We start from the raw sequence: 13201 nt of genomic DNA on the forward strand, positions 1-13201 counted from the left end.
ATTTTAAGCTAGATCCCGTGAATAAATCACGGGATGACAACTGTATTTTTCAAGTCACACAACAAAATCATCACAATCCATGATTTCTTTTTTTGAGGTGTTCAGGTTTTGGAGGAATAGACGGTTTTTTAGATTTTGCCTGAACCTTTTTAGCCTCTAACGGCAATGCCGGATTATTTAATCTATTTAACTCTTTTGAGATTTGTTTTAACTGTTCTTGTACTTCTACCTTTAAAGGAGTATGAGAATTTTTCATTTCACTATTTATTATTGTGCCTATTTTCTTAAGATTTTTTTTAGAAATGGAATATGATTTTATACCTATATAATTAACAATCTTTGACCACCAAGTTTGTCTTTTATCTAATCCTTGATATATTATATCTACTAAATCATTTTTTATGTTAATATATAATCAGAGGCTCCTTCTAAGGATTTAGATAAATGCCTTTTTATTTCTCCTTGTCTCTTATCTTCAATATTTACTTTTTTGTCTTTCTTGAGTTTTGTTATTGCTTTTTCAATTATTGAAGATATCTTGGTTTCTTTTCCTTCATGTGCTTTATTTTCTAAATTTTCTTTGGTATTAAAATTTATATTAGTTCCTATTTTAGCATCTACTAATTGTTTAGCATACTTACCGTTAGGATCTTGTATTTCTCGCTCTATCTCAGCAGATTTTAAACCTAATTTTGTATATATATCTGATTCTCGGAAAAGCGGAGCATATAATAAAAAATTAATACTTTGAGCTATTCTACTATCTATCAAATCTTTAGAATCTCTTTTGGGATAAAATTTTTCTTGTAAAATACGATAGTGTATAATATTTCCTGTGTTATATCTTTTACATCAAGAGATTGTAATTCTCCTTTATCATTAAATTTTGCTTTCATACCTGAGCGTTTGGCTTCCAATAATAATATTTCTTGAAAAACTTTATTATTAGGAGTACGACAAACGAAATTAGGATCGTTATCCGGCATTAATTCATTTGCATTTTCCATTATTGCTTGATTAAGTTTATGTAATTGCTCTTTATTAAGCTTTTTATCTAACAAACTTATAAAAGCTTCTCTTTGTTTTTGCTTACTTGCAGTACTAAAAGCCTGCTGCATCTTTTGCAAAACACCAAAATCAAAATTTTTGTTTCAGTATTCACTGTTTCTTTTTTATTTTTTGTAGCCATATTTAGTATTAATCTAACTTATAATTATTTAAATATAAATGATAGATTAAATTAATTTCTAGATGTTTTTACTATATTTATAATCAAAACTTTAAAACAGTATCTAGCAAGTCATACTGGTCCTTAGCTATTACCCAAAATTTCTATTGATTCTATTGTTTCATTATTTGATTGACTATGCATTACTAAATCTAAAATATTTGAAGATACTAAATTGCTAATATAAACACCTTTTACATCATTTAATACATAATCAACCACTAATAATTTAGAATCAGTAGAAGTTCCATATAATGACATTTTTGCCTCAAATAATTTTTTAAATGTATCTAATTCAAGTAATTCTTCACATACAGCATGTTCTTTAATATCTCTACTTACAAATAAACTCATTATGCTTCGTGCTAAACTATTTTTAATATAAAATTCTTTTAAGCATTCAATAAAATTTTCAAAAAAATTTAGTTCTTCAAAAGGAATTTTGAAATCAGGTAATAATTCTTGATATAATTTTTTCTGCAATTCCTTTTTTTCAATTAGTTCTTCAAAAGGAATTTTGAAATCAGGTAATAATTCTTGATATAATTTTTTCTGCAATTCCTCCTCCTCAAATTTTTTCAAATAGAAATTATCAATTAATAGCTTGTAAAGCGCAAGTACCCCACTAGGAAAGTTAATTTTCAAAGTTCCTTTTTTATCAATTTCTACAGTAAACCTATTTTCTTTTGCTTCTAAATATATTAGATCTCGAAATATACTATCCTCTTTTGTTCTACGAAGTAAAAAAGCTGCATCTTTAGAATCAACTAAATCTAAAGCATGTTTCATTATTCTTTCATTAAGCTCATGTAACCTATTGTTAGATATCATCTCTTCTGCATCTGCTAGAAAAGATTTTTTATCATCTACTTTTAATTTCCTTAAATTTTCTAGAACTTCTAAAGTTATTGCTCCTTGTTGAATTTTTTTAAGTAACTCATAATAGTTGCTAAATTCTACTTCTTGATTTTTGCATCCTAACCCCACATAAACATTGCATCCTGATTCTTTCTTTTGAGCTAATCTAGAATATTCTTTTTCAATTTCTCTAGGTTTACTAATACAAGAGATCATAATTTCTTTTAGCTTCATATAATTTATTCCTTACATTAAAAAAGAGTATTATATTTAGTTAAGAAATATTAACAAGTACTTTATAGAAGATTAAGATAAATTAATTTTTATTGAGAGGATGATGCAACAATGCTTTTTTGAGATGATTAGTTTGAAGATGAGTATATATTTGGGTAGTAGATATATCAGCGTGACCAAGCAGCTCTTGAATTACTCTTAAGTCTGCTCCGCCCTCAAGCAAATGACTTGCAAAACTGTGACGTAATATATGCGGAGAAATATGCTCAGGGTTAAGTCCTGCATAAAGGGCAGCAGATTTTAACAGAATAGCAAAATTTTGCCTAGTCATATAACCCGCTAAAGCTGATGAGGGAAATAAATAAATTAGATTTCTTGGTTTAGCTTTATTCACAAAAACATCTCTAATTGCAAGATATTTAGCAATACTGATAACTGCCTGTTCATTTATTACTATGACTCTTTCCTTATTACCTTTACCAAGTACCGAAAATATTTTTCTTACTTCTCCTTTAGACGTTTTATTAGTCAGAATATCAGCAAGCTTAAGACTAACAAGCTCCGAGACTCTAAGACCGCTAGCATAAAGCAAATGAATCATAGCATTAAGCCTGATACCTTCAAGAGAATTATCTTCAGAGCAATGTTCAAGTAACGATTTAATTTGATCTATAGATAATATTTCGGGAAGTTTATTTTGATATTTGGGCAAATCTACGTTAAGAACCGGATTAAAAACATTATGGTTTTCGCTAATTAAAAATTCATAATAACTTTTTATAGTTGAGATTTTTCTGTTGATTGAGCGTGCTTGCAAATCATTACTTGCTAGATACTCAATCCAGTCTCTAATATTCTCAGTAGTAATATTTAATTCGGATAATTTTTGTTTAGCAAGATAATTTTGAAAATCGAATAAGTCACGCTTATAGCTAAGTATGGAATTTTTTGACAATGCTCTCTCGACTAAAAGCATTTCTAGGAATTGCGAAATAAATTCCATAAGATGTTTTAATTTCTATAATGGAGGCCAGGGTCGGAATCGAACCGACGAATAGAGGATTTGCAGTCCACGGCATTACCACTTTGCTACCCAGCCTAATCAATGTCATACCACAATCCTATTTCATTCCTGCTTTCGTGGGAATGACATGAATACTACCAACATCCATACAAAAAAGCAACTATTTTTATATTACACTCCTAATCCTTGCAGGATATTTAAACAATTTATCCTTCATAAAATTCAAGAACTGGCTAACTAAATCTACTATATCGTCATTTTTAATATGGGAAAAATTCAGTAATTCCTTTAAAACTATGCTTGATTGTTTAGGTATTAGAACACTAGCTGATTGAAATAAAGGAACTACCGAGACGAATCTTGTAACTTTATCAAATCTTGGCTTAATCCCCTATCACTCTAATATTACCACCTAAAAATCCTATATCTTGAATCAATTGTTGACCACTTACTTTATCTTCGATTAATATAAATTTTGGCTGATATTCTCTAGCTAATTTTTCCATCAAATTCTTAAGCTCAGGATAATTAATTTTTTTCCGTACTAATGATACTAGATAATATTTCTGTTCAAGAATCCCCCATATAGTACAAACACTATAATCGGAATCTTCGGAAATCTTAATTGCCGCATCCCAGCTTTGCACAAAATAATCAAATCTTGAAGGTAGATTTTCATAAAAGCTAATATCTTCCATATTCAGTAACGATGACCTTTGTGCTATCGGTTCTTGTAAATATTAAGCATTATCATTATAGCTACCTATTTCCTGCTCTAATTTCATTAAACAATCAGGAGGTTCTTTATAGCTGTCTAATACTTTATTACCACAAGATATTGATATTCTTTATTCATTAATTTAAAGGAGTAATCTTGAATGCTAATCGTCGAAATTTTTAAATGATGCCATGAATTGCTATTATTAAGTAGATAACCTGATAAATCATCCGTATGCAGATGCTGCATAACTAAAACTATCGCTCCCTTATTACGATTATTTAGTCTGCTAACAAAAGTTTGCTCAAACCAATCTATAACTTTCTTATGTATTTTATAAGAATGAATTTGCTTGTGGGTATGAGGATCATCGATAATTAAGATATTACCACCCTCACCTGTTGCCGATCCTCTAACCGATGTTGCAAATCTAAAGCCATTAGCTGTCGTTAAAAACTTACTTTTTTGATTATGGGTTTTACTAAGGATAGTACTTGGGAAAAGTTCTTATACCAATTAGAATTTAAAATGAACCGACAATCTAGTGAGTGTTTAATGCTAAGTATTTGAGAATAGCTGGCAACCATAATCCTTTTGGTAGGATTAACCCCCAATAAATAAGCAGGCCAAGCAACACTAACACAAATAGATTGTAAGCTCCTTTGGCGGTATATTAATTATTAAACGATTAATATCACCGCTTTGCACGGCATTTAAATAATCGGTAATTATTCTTATATGCTTACTTGGATAATACTCCGCTCCAGGATTAATAGTATTAAATACCTTAATTATAAAACTATGAAAATCCTGTCGTAAAATAGAATTTAAGAGCTCTTTAGAGTGGAGCATATTGTCCTACATCGTCATTGCGAGGAAAAATTGTAAGTTTTGACGAAGCAATCTCAGGCAAGATTCCTGAGATTGCCACGCTCCTTGAAGTCACTCGCAATGACCTTAAAACCTTATCATAAATTATCATTGCCATTAATCCCCTATAGTATATAATTTTGAAAAATAATATATTTATCTATGAAATTACTAAAAATTATTTTTATCATTACTATATGCATTAATTTTCCTATATTCGCAGAAAATTTAGAGTCGGTTACTATAACCGAAGATATTGAAAACGACGTATTTATCCCTCTTGATGAAAATCATCCTATTTTAAATCCAAACGATAATATTAATGATAGTTCTGAGTTTAAGAATTATACAAATGGCAAAATTATTGCTCTAAATAACATTACTGCTACTTCTGAAGAGATAGATTTTAAAGTCGGGGAAGAAAAATATTTCGGTAATATAAAAATCAAATTGCACAAATGTATAAAAAAACTTGATCCATATAATGAAGATAATTATTTGTTGATGACCATAACGGAATATAAAATAGACGAAGATCCTAATTTACTCTTTCAAGGATGGATGATTTCTTCAAGCATTTCACTTTCAACGTTTGAACACCCAATATACGAAATTTTTGCTAAAGATTGTTTTTAGATGCAATATTTAATTTCAAGTTTAATATTTTTAATTCCAAGCCTTGGGATGCTGGCGGGCTTATCAGCTGCAGCTACTGTTACAATTTTTTTGCTTATATCATCCCTGCGAGGTATTAATCATCATTGCGAACAACTGAAAGTAGCGTGGCAATCCAGTAACAATGTCATACCGTGGCTTAACCACGGTATCCAAAAAATAAAAAAAGACTGGATCCCGCTACAAGCTCGCGGGATGACAATGTTATTCACCGCTTGGTGCTTTATATCTTGTTTATTCGCAATTCATCTTATTAATAGCTTAGCTACTTTTACTCAAGTTTTTATACTCTTATTTCTTGGCTTTGCAGTTAGTAATTCTGCTCCTTTTCAAAATCGCTTACAGCTTAAAAAAGCCTTAATATTCGGAATTCTCACAGCAATATTATTATTCTTCATCGAATATTCTTCTCATGGATTTTTAACAAGAATATTCAAAGCTAGTTTTGGCTTATATATGCTAGATCGTGGTTGTGCTTTACTTTCAATTACCGCTTGGGTAGCGATTATAATTTTACTTTCTAACGGTAAAAAACGACATGCATTAATGCTATATATATTAGTGCTTTATTTACTAAGTATTTCCGATAGTTTAGCAAGTTTTTTAGGCTTCGGTATAGGAGGAGTAATATTTATTTTAACAGGATTTATGAAGCCGATATTTTTCAAATTAATCGCAATAAGTTTAATTACCGGCTCGTTACTATTTCCTGTGATAGCTAAACAAATAGAACCACGAGATTTATCTGAAAAATATTTAGCTACACAACCTTCCGCTGCTCATCGTTTATTTATTTGGCATTTCGTCGCAAACAAAATCATTGAAAAGCCGATTTTAGGCTATGGCTTAGCTTCTTCTAAATATATCGAAGCTGGTGATAGTGAAATGATCGATTACAACGGAGAAAAATGGCATCCTTTGCCGCTTCATCCTCATAATAATATATTACAAATTACTCTTGAACTCGGTATAATAGGTTTAATATTATTTTTATGCTTAGTTTATAAATATCTCAAACAAATTAGTAATCTCGAAAATAAAAATTTCAAGGCAATTTCCTATGCATGTTTTATAAATTACTATATTATCGGCATGATTTCATATAATATTTGGCAAATATGGTGGATATCAAGCGGTATTTGGGTACTAGTTTTAATGAAGCTACTAGTTAAACCTGATATTGTCATTGATAATTGATGCTATTTGAGGTAAATATAGAGTTAAGTGTCATTAAACCTACGTCATTGCAAGCAGCCGTAGGCTGCGTGGCGATCTCATCAAATATCCTGAGATTGCTTCGTCGAATTACTGTGCAATTCTTCTCGCAATGACGGAAAAATATAACAAAAAACATATGCTACAAAACCCAGAACTTTTACAAGAATATCTACCAATTGCTATATTTTTCGGTATTGCGGTATTGGTTTCCGGTTTAATAATGATTCTACCTAACCTATTATCGACAAAAAAATATAATAAAGATAAGCTAGAACCTTATGAGTGCGGTTTTGAGCCTTTTAGCGATGCAAGATCAAAATTTGACATACGTTTTTACTTAGTTGCTATTTTATTTATTATCTTTGATCTTGAAATTGCATTTTTAGTGCCTTGGGCTATTAGTCTTAATACGATAGGTAAAATAGGCTTTTTCTCAATGATGTTTTTCTTATTCGTACTTATTATCGGGTTCATATATGAATGGAAGAAAGGAGCTTTAGACTGGTAGTAATATGAAAAATAATTTTTATCAAGAAGACGAATTATTAAGTAATGAGCTTTCTAATAGAGGATTCTTACTCACTAAAGTTGATGACGTTATAGGCTGGGCAAGAGCTAATTCCTTATGGCCTATGACTTTTGGGCTTGCTTGTTGTGCTGTTGAGATGATGCAGGCAGCAGCAAGTAGATATGATATGGATCGCTTCGGTATGTTATTTAGACCAAGTCCAAGACAATCCGACCTTATGATAGTTGCAGGAACGCTTACTAACAAAATGGCACCGGCTCTACGTAAAGTATATGATCAGATGGCTGAACCTAAATGGGTGCTTTCAATGGGTAGCTGTGCCAATGGCGGCGGCTATTACCACTTTTCCTATTCGGTAGTGCGTGGCTGTGATAGAATCGTACCGGTTGACGTATATGTCCCTGGCTGCCCTCCTACCGCCGAAGCATTAATTTACGGGCTTATGCAGTTACAAAAAAAAATTAAACGCACTACAGGTTTTAAGTATGACGCTAGACAAACTCATTGAAAGACTTGCAGCTAAATCTAGTATTTTAATAACTCCAATCACGGTTAAAGATTACCTAGCTTATAAAATCGAGCCGAATTTTTTATTGCCGTTTTTAAAAGCTTTAAAAGAATCGGAAGAATTACGCTTCACTTTACTTACTGATTTATTTGGGGCTGATTTTCCTCAGAATAACGTAGTCAATTCAGTTGGGCTTGGCTACAAGGAGCAAGGCGCAAAACCTATAACTAATAGGAGAGCGACGAGCGACAATGTAGGCGAGTCCAAATCAATTGACTATAAAAGGTTTGAAGTAGTATATAATTTATTAAGCTTAAAATTAAATAAGCGTCTTATAATAAAAGTATATATATCTGAAAAAGAAACTATACCTTCAGCAATGAATATATTTAGTGCCGCTTGTTGGTATGAGCGTGAAGTTTATGATATGTACGGGGTAAATTTCGAAGGTAATGACGATAAAAGACGCATACTAACCGATTACGAATTTGAGGGGCATCCATTACGTAAAGATTTCCCGTTAACAGGCTATACACAAGTTAAATATGATGAGAAGCTAAAGAAAGTAGCTTATGAACCTGTCGATTTAGACATAGAATATCGTGAGTTTGATTTTAGCTCGCACTGGCATAGCCCGAGTTATGTATTGCCAGGTGATGAGAAGACAACCGATGTCATTCCTGCGAAAGCAGGAATCCAGAAATAAAATGAATGTCATCCTGTGACTTGACCGCGTGATCCAGAAAAAATAAAAAAGACTGGCCCCCGTGGTCAAGCGAACTAGGTGACAGTAGGAAAAATACTATGACTAACAACTCGAAAACTATAACTCTAAACCTTGGTCCACAGCATCCGGCAACTCACGGAGTTTTAAGGTTAATCCTTGAGATGGACGGGGAAGTAGTAAATAATGCCGCCCCTCATATTGGGTTACTTCATCGTGGTACAGAAAAGCTTATTGAGCATAAAACATATTTGCAGGCTATACCATATTTTGATCGTCTTGATTATGTTTCGCCGATGTGTCAGGAACATGCATTTGCTTTAGCTGTCGAGTCGTTATTAGAATGCGAAGTCCCAAGAAGAGCTCAGTTTATCAGGGTACTATTCTCAGAACTAACAAGAATTTTGAACCATACTTTGAATATTGGCAGCCAAGCTTTAGATATCGGTGCTACTACTCCTTTATTATGGCTCTTTGAAGAGCGAGAAAAGATCATGGAATTTTACGAGCATGTTTCCGGCTCTCGTATGCATTCAAACTACTTTAGACCGGGCGGGGTTGCAGCAGATTTACCCGAAGGTTTACTTGATGATATAGATAAGTTTATAGAACAGTTTCCTCCTAAACTTCACGATATTGAAAGTCTACTAAATGAAAATAGATTATGGAAACAACGTTTAGTAGATGTCGGCGTTGCGTCTCAAAAAGAGGCAATGGACTGGGGGTTTTCAGGACCAATGCTTAGAGGTTCGGGTATAGCTTGGGATTTACGCAAGTCAAACCCTTATGACGTTTACGATGAAATGGACTTTAAAGTACCAATCGGCAAAAACGGTGATTGTTACGACAGATATTTCGTTCGTATGCTTGAAATGTACGAATCAATCAAGATAATCAAGCAATGTATAGAAAAAATGCCGAAAGGTGCAGTTAAAACCGATGATCCTAAATTAACACCACCGACAAGAGCCAAAATGAAAGAATCGATGGAAGCAATGATTCATCATTTTAAGCTCTATACGGAAGGATATAACGTCCCAGCCGGCGAGACCTATAAAGCCGTAGAAGCCCCTAAAGGCGAATTTGGTGTATATTTATACTCGCAAGGAGGTAATAGACCTTATAGATGTCGTATTAAAGCACCCGGTTTTGCTCATTTGCAAGGACTAGATTTTATGTCTAAAGGTCATTTAATGGCAGATGTTATTACTATTATTGCAACGCTTGATATAGTATTTGGTGAGATAGATAGGTAATATATTGGTCATGCCGTGGGCTTGTACTTGCGTTGCTCTGTCATTCCTGCGAAAGCAGGAATCCATAAAATAAAACTAAAAAACAAAAAATGTATTGAGTATATATATTATGCTCTAATAAGCATGGTACTTTATATATTGGTATTACTAATAATATAATACGTCGTGCTTATGAACATAAACAAAAAATAATAAAAGGTTTTACCTCAAAATTTAATATTATAAAGCTTGTTTATACAGAAGAATTGACTGATATTCAAGAAGCACTTACAAGAGAAAAAAACTTGAAAAATGACAACGTAGTTGGAAAATAAAACTGATAGAAAAAACTAATCCTGAATGGAAAGATTTAATTGAATAGTTCTATGGGTTCCTGCTTTCGCAGGAATGACATAAAACTATATCGTACTAAAAATATATGAATACAAAAATTACAAATTTTACATTTGATAAGAAAAATTTAAATCTAGCAGAAGAGATTATAAAAAAATATCCACCGCATGGAAAAAGAAGTGCAATACTTCCGCTGCTTGATCTAGCACAACGTCAAAACGGCGGCTGGCTACCTGTTCCTACTATCGAATATGTTGCAAATATGTTAGAAATGCCTTATATACGGGCTTATGAGGTTGCAACATTTTATACTATGTTTAACTTAAAGCGAGTTGGTAAATATCATATCCAAGTATGTACTACTACTCCTTGCTGGCTGCGTGGTAGTGATGATATAATGAAAATTTGCGAAAAGAAATTAGGTGTAAAACTCAAAGAAACTACTGAAGATCAAAAATTTACTTTAAGCGAGATAGAATGTTTGGGAGCATGTGTTAACGCTCCGGTCGTACAGATTAATGACGATTATTATGAACATCTAACTCAAGAAAAAATGGAAAAAATAATAGACAAGCTTCAAAATGACTAGAATCTTATTATTATTACTTAGATTTTATCAATATTTCATTTCTCCACTACTTGGCAATAATTGCCGGTTTCACCCGACTTGTTCTGAATATGCCAAAGAAGCTATATCAATGCACGGCAGCATAAAAGGCTTGTGGCTTACCTTTAAAAGAATCATCAAATGCCAACCGTTTCGCGACGGCGGATATGATACCGTTCCAATCTCTATAAAAAATTCCAAACCACTTAATAAAAAAATATAAATTATGTTTATTGTAAACCTTAAATATACCTTAGGCTTAGACCTTTCTTCTGTTGAAAAATTTATTACGGAACATAGAAAATTTTTAGATACATGTTATGATAAAGGATATTTTATTTTATCAGGTCCTATACATCCAAGAATTGGCGGTATTATTTTAGCTAATATAGAAAAACTAAGTCAACTTAAAGATATATTAAGAGAAGTTTTTATATAAATAATATAGCTGAATATGAAATTACTAACTTCACTCCTACAAAATAGCATAAGAATTTAAATATTTTTTTCAAAAACATGAATAAACTAATCCCTTTACCTCGTGAATTTTTTGCAAAAGATACTAATGTAGTAAGTACTGAGTTAATCGGTAAAGCTCTTTATTTCCAAGGTAAAACAGCTATCATTACTGAAACTGAAAGCTATATAGGGCAGAATGATCCTGCTTGCCATGCAGCAAGAGGGCGGACAAAAAGAACGGATATAATGTTTGGTCCTGCAGGCTTTAGCTATGTCTATTTAATTTACGGAATGTATTATTGTTTAAATTTCGTAACTGAAGCTAAAGGCTTCCCTGCTGCAACCTTAATAAGAGGCGTACATGTTATTTCGCCTAAAAATCTATACCTCAACGGTCCGGGTAAATTATGCAAATATTTAGGAATTAATATTTCTCATAATAAATGCGATCTTATAAATAACAACGAATTTTTTGTCGGCGATATCGGCTTAAAGCTACCCTACTCTACTACTGCTCGTATAGGTATTACTAAAGGCACGGATAAATTATGGCGTTATGTTGTTACAGATATCACTAATTTAATCTCTCAATATAATGTATAGCCTTAATAAGGTCATATTGATTTACGGCGAAAGGACCTCGAAAAGGTTTGTCTAATATAAATAATAACAAAAGCATTGATGATAAAGTGATACAAACTAAACCAACCGAAATCTTATGTAAATAAAGCTTGGCACCAAGCATACAGACAAAAATTAAATTAATAGCAGTCATTATACATACAACTATCCAATATTGAATATTTAAGGAAAAATAGGACATTTTAATCCTGTTATACCTTACGGTATAAAGCTCTTTTATCTCCTCAATGATTTTCTGCTTAGTCAATAGCTGCATTTGCTCGCTTGCTTTACAAGCTTGTAGTCTCTTATTAATATCTTGGAGGAAACTAAGAGCTTCATGACCGATTTGCTTGCCGTCTTTCATTAATTGCCATTCACGCTGCATTACATCTTCGGTATAATTTTTAATATCTAGATAAATTGCAGGTCTCATTTCATAGGGAAGCCAACCTACACTATCTGCAAGCCTCATCAACACTATAGATTCTGCTGCCACCCCTTCTTGTGCTTTATTAAAATTACCGAGTAAATAAATTAATACAAAACCGGTTGACCGCATACATACATACTACCGACTACACCCGATAAAAAAACCCGCCAAGACTTCCAAGCTCTTCTTTTTGAAAATTATTAGGAATAATGTAACATCCAGCACAAAAACTCATCAAAACAATATTTATTATGATGAATAAAACAATATTAGGAACGGTATAGATAAAGTCAATTATATGATTAACCATAGGTATTATTATGTCCTGCTGAATATTTATGTAATATACTAGAAATAAGAGTTTGATAAGGTAATCCCTCATAAGCAGCTTTTTGTTTTACTCTCATTAAATCACTACTAGAAATACGAATATTTATTCGAGTATCTTTTTTTAAATAATTAACTGCTGCCACTTGTGCTATATGTTTCTCTTGTTCAAAATTTTTAATTCTTTGCTATTCATCATTTTCAAAAGACTCTAGCAAGGCGTTTTCTTCAGCACCTAGTATTATATTTGATATATTCTCTTTATTTCTCATTACTTTTTCCTATTTTTAGATATTTCTAAGTAGCTTTGCGACGTGGAATAACAGTCTTTCAAAAAACTGTTCCATCAACTTCAATAATAAAAGTCACTAAATAGGCGTATTCATTAAATTTAACTATATACATTTTTTGCTCTGAATATTTTTATTAGGATTTGGATGTTCTATTATATCCAATAAACAATTACTTTCTATAACTGATATTATTTCTTCAAAACTTACCTTGCGCTCACTTATTAACTTATAATTTTTTTCAGCAGAAAAGCTATAATTACATTTCTTTGTCATCTTATGATATTAG

At 32.0% G+C, this 13201-nt stretch carries 18 protein-coding genes, 1 tRNA gene and 3 pseudogenes; 11 read left to right on the forward strand and 11 right to left on the reverse strand.

Annotation, left to right across the window (positions count from 1 at the left end; all coding sequences use genetic code 11):
- Nucleotides 1-70: 70 nt before the first annotated feature.
- From AB4K15_RS02820 to AB4K15_RS02855, 8 genes and pseudogenes are all read right to left on the reverse strand, one after another.
- Nucleotides 71-1118: pseudogene (locus tag AB4K15_RS02820) on the reverse strand (DUF5410 family protein).
- A 194-nt stretch (nt 1119-1312) separates the two neighbouring features.
- Nucleotides 1313-2320 carry a DUF5410 family protein gene (locus AB4K15_RS02825; RefSeq protein WP_032074119.1) on the reverse strand — a complete coding sequence of 336 codons (1008 nt, stop codon included), beginning with the start codon at nt 2318-2320 and terminating at the stop codon, nt 1313-1315.
- An 82-nt stretch (nt 2321-2402) separates the two neighbouring features.
- The gene (gene xerD, locus AB4K15_RS02830; RefSeq protein ID WP_500224395.1) at nt 2403-3323 is read right to left on the reverse strand and encodes a site-specific tyrosine recombinase XerD; all 921 of its coding nucleotides are present in this window, start codon (nt 3321-3323) and stop codon (nt 2403-2405) included.
- Between the two features lie 21 nt (nt 3324-3344).
- Nucleotides 3345-3419, reverse strand: a tRNA-Cys gene (locus AB4K15_RS02835).
- Between the two features lie 308 nt (nt 3420-3727).
- Nucleotides 3728-4042, reverse strand: a complete 315-nt coding sequence (locus AB4K15_RS02840) for a phage terminase large subunit family protein (RefSeq protein WP_500224396.1) — start codon at nt 4040-4042, stop codon at nt 3728-3730.
- Nucleotides 4043-4158: 116 nt separating this feature from the next.
- Nucleotides 4159-4311, reverse strand: coding sequence for a hypothetical protein (locus AB4K15_RS02845; RefSeq protein ID WP_500225683.1), 153 nt, complete (start codon nt 4309-4311; stop codon nt 4159-4161).
- A gap of 387 nt (nt 4312-4698) precedes the next feature.
- Nucleotides 4699-4914 (reverse strand): hypothetical protein, encoded by a 216-nt coding sequence (locus AB4K15_RS02850; protein WP_500224402.1) that lies wholly within the window; start codon nt 4912-4914, stop codon nt 4699-4701.
- Nucleotides 4901-5050 (reverse strand): hypothetical protein, encoded by a 150-nt coding sequence (locus AB4K15_RS02855; RefSeq protein WP_500224403.1) that lies wholly within the window; start codon nt 5048-5050, stop codon nt 4901-4903. The genes AB4K15_RS02850 and AB4K15_RS02855 overlap by 14 nt, the downstream gene beginning before the upstream one ends.
- A 44-nt stretch (nt 5051-5094) precedes the next feature.
- Here AB4K15_RS02855 and AB4K15_RS02860 point away from each other — a divergent pair, with 44 nt between their 5' ends.
- The 11 genes and pseudogenes from AB4K15_RS02860 (at nt 5095) to AB4K15_RS02910 (ending at nt 11844) form a co-directional block, all read left to right on the forward strand.
- Complete coding sequence (locus AB4K15_RS02860; RefSeq protein WP_032074117.1) at nt 5095-5568, forward strand: DUF2155 domain-containing protein; 474 nt, start codon at nt 5095-5097, stop codon at nt 5566-5568.
- Nucleotides 5569-6804, forward strand: a complete 1236-nt coding sequence (locus tag AB4K15_RS02865; RefSeq protein WP_032074116.1) for an O-antigen ligase family protein — start codon at nt 5569-5571, stop codon at nt 6802-6804.
- A gap of 157 nt (nt 6805-6961) precedes the next feature.
- Complete coding sequence (locus tag AB4K15_RS02870; protein ID WP_032074137.1) at nt 6962-7333, forward strand: NADH-quinone oxidoreductase subunit A; 372 nt, start codon at nt 6962-6964, stop codon at nt 7331-7333.
- Nucleotides 7334-7337: 4 nt separating this feature from the next.
- The gene (locus AB4K15_RS02875) at nt 7338-7862 is read left to right on the forward strand and encodes a NuoB/complex I 20 kDa subunit family protein (RefSeq protein WP_004995988.1); all 525 of its coding nucleotides are present in this window, start codon (nt 7338-7340) and stop codon (nt 7860-7862) included.
- On the forward strand, nt 7840-8568 hold the full coding sequence (locus AB4K15_RS02880) for an NADH-quinone oxidoreductase subunit C (protein WP_032074115.1): 729 nt from the start codon (nt 7840-7842) through the stop codon (nt 8566-8568). The genes AB4K15_RS02875 and AB4K15_RS02880 overlap by 23 nt, the downstream gene beginning before the upstream one ends.
- Before the next feature lie 98 nt (nt 8569-8666).
- The gene (gene nuoD / locus AB4K15_RS02885; protein ID WP_032074114.1) at nt 8667-9842 is read left to right on the forward strand and encodes an NADH dehydrogenase (quinone) subunit D; all 1176 of its coding nucleotides are present in this window, start codon (nt 8667-8669) and stop codon (nt 9840-9842) included.
- A gap of 104 nt (nt 9843-9946) precedes the next feature.
- A pseudogene (locus AB4K15_RS02890) lies at nt 9947-10203 on the forward strand (GIY-YIG nuclease family protein).
- 57 nt (nt 10204-10260) lie between these two features.
- A complete protein-coding gene (gene nuoE / locus AB4K15_RS02895; protein ID WP_032074113.1) occupies nt 10261-10764 on the forward strand; it encodes an NADH-quinone oxidoreductase subunit NuoE in 504 nt (167 codons plus the stop codon).
- Nucleotides 10757-11005: a membrane protein insertion efficiency factor YidD gene (gene yidD, locus AB4K15_RS02900; RefSeq protein WP_032074112.1), complete on the forward strand. Its 249-nt coding sequence runs from the start codon at nt 10757-10759 to the stop codon at nt 11003-11005. Before nuoE ends, yidD begins: the two co-directional genes overlap by 8 nt.
- A gap of 3 nt (nt 11006-11008) precedes the next feature.
- Nucleotides 11009-11221 carry a YciI family protein gene (locus AB4K15_RS02905; RefSeq protein WP_500224411.1) on the forward strand — a complete coding sequence of 71 codons (213 nt, stop codon included), beginning with the start codon at nt 11009-11011 and terminating at the stop codon, nt 11219-11221.
- A gap of 77 nt (nt 11222-11298) precedes the next feature.
- Complete coding sequence (locus AB4K15_RS02910) at nt 11299-11844, forward strand: DNA-3-methyladenine glycosylase (RefSeq protein ID WP_032074111.1); 546 nt, start codon at nt 11299-11301, stop codon at nt 11842-11844.
- Here the strand turns inward: AB4K15_RS02910 and AB4K15_RS02915 are convergent.
- From AB4K15_RS02915 to AB4K15_RS02925, 3 genes and pseudogenes are all read right to left on the reverse strand, one after another.
- A pseudogene (locus AB4K15_RS02915) lies at nt 11816-12530 on the reverse strand (bestrophin-like domain). The gene AB4K15_RS02910 and the pseudogene AB4K15_RS02915 sit on opposite strands and share 29 nt — an antisense overlap.
- 67 nt (nt 12531-12597) lie before the next feature.
- A complete protein-coding gene (locus AB4K15_RS02920; protein ID WP_500224413.1) occupies nt 12598-12768 on the reverse strand; it encodes a hypothetical protein in 171 nt (56 codons plus the stop codon).
- 249 nt (nt 12769-13017) lie between these two features.
- Nucleotides 13018-13188: a toxin gene (locus AB4K15_RS02925; RefSeq protein ID WP_500224414.1), complete on the reverse strand. Its 171-nt coding sequence runs from the start codon at nt 13186-13188 to the stop codon at nt 13018-13020.
- Nucleotides 13189-13201 lie beyond the last annotated feature (13 nt).

This window comes from Rickettsia aeschlimannii (genome assembly GCF_047973405.1).
In the GTDB taxonomy this organism is placed as follows: Bacteria; Pseudomonadota; Alphaproteobacteria; order Rickettsiales; family Rickettsiaceae; genus Rickettsia; species Rickettsia rickettsii.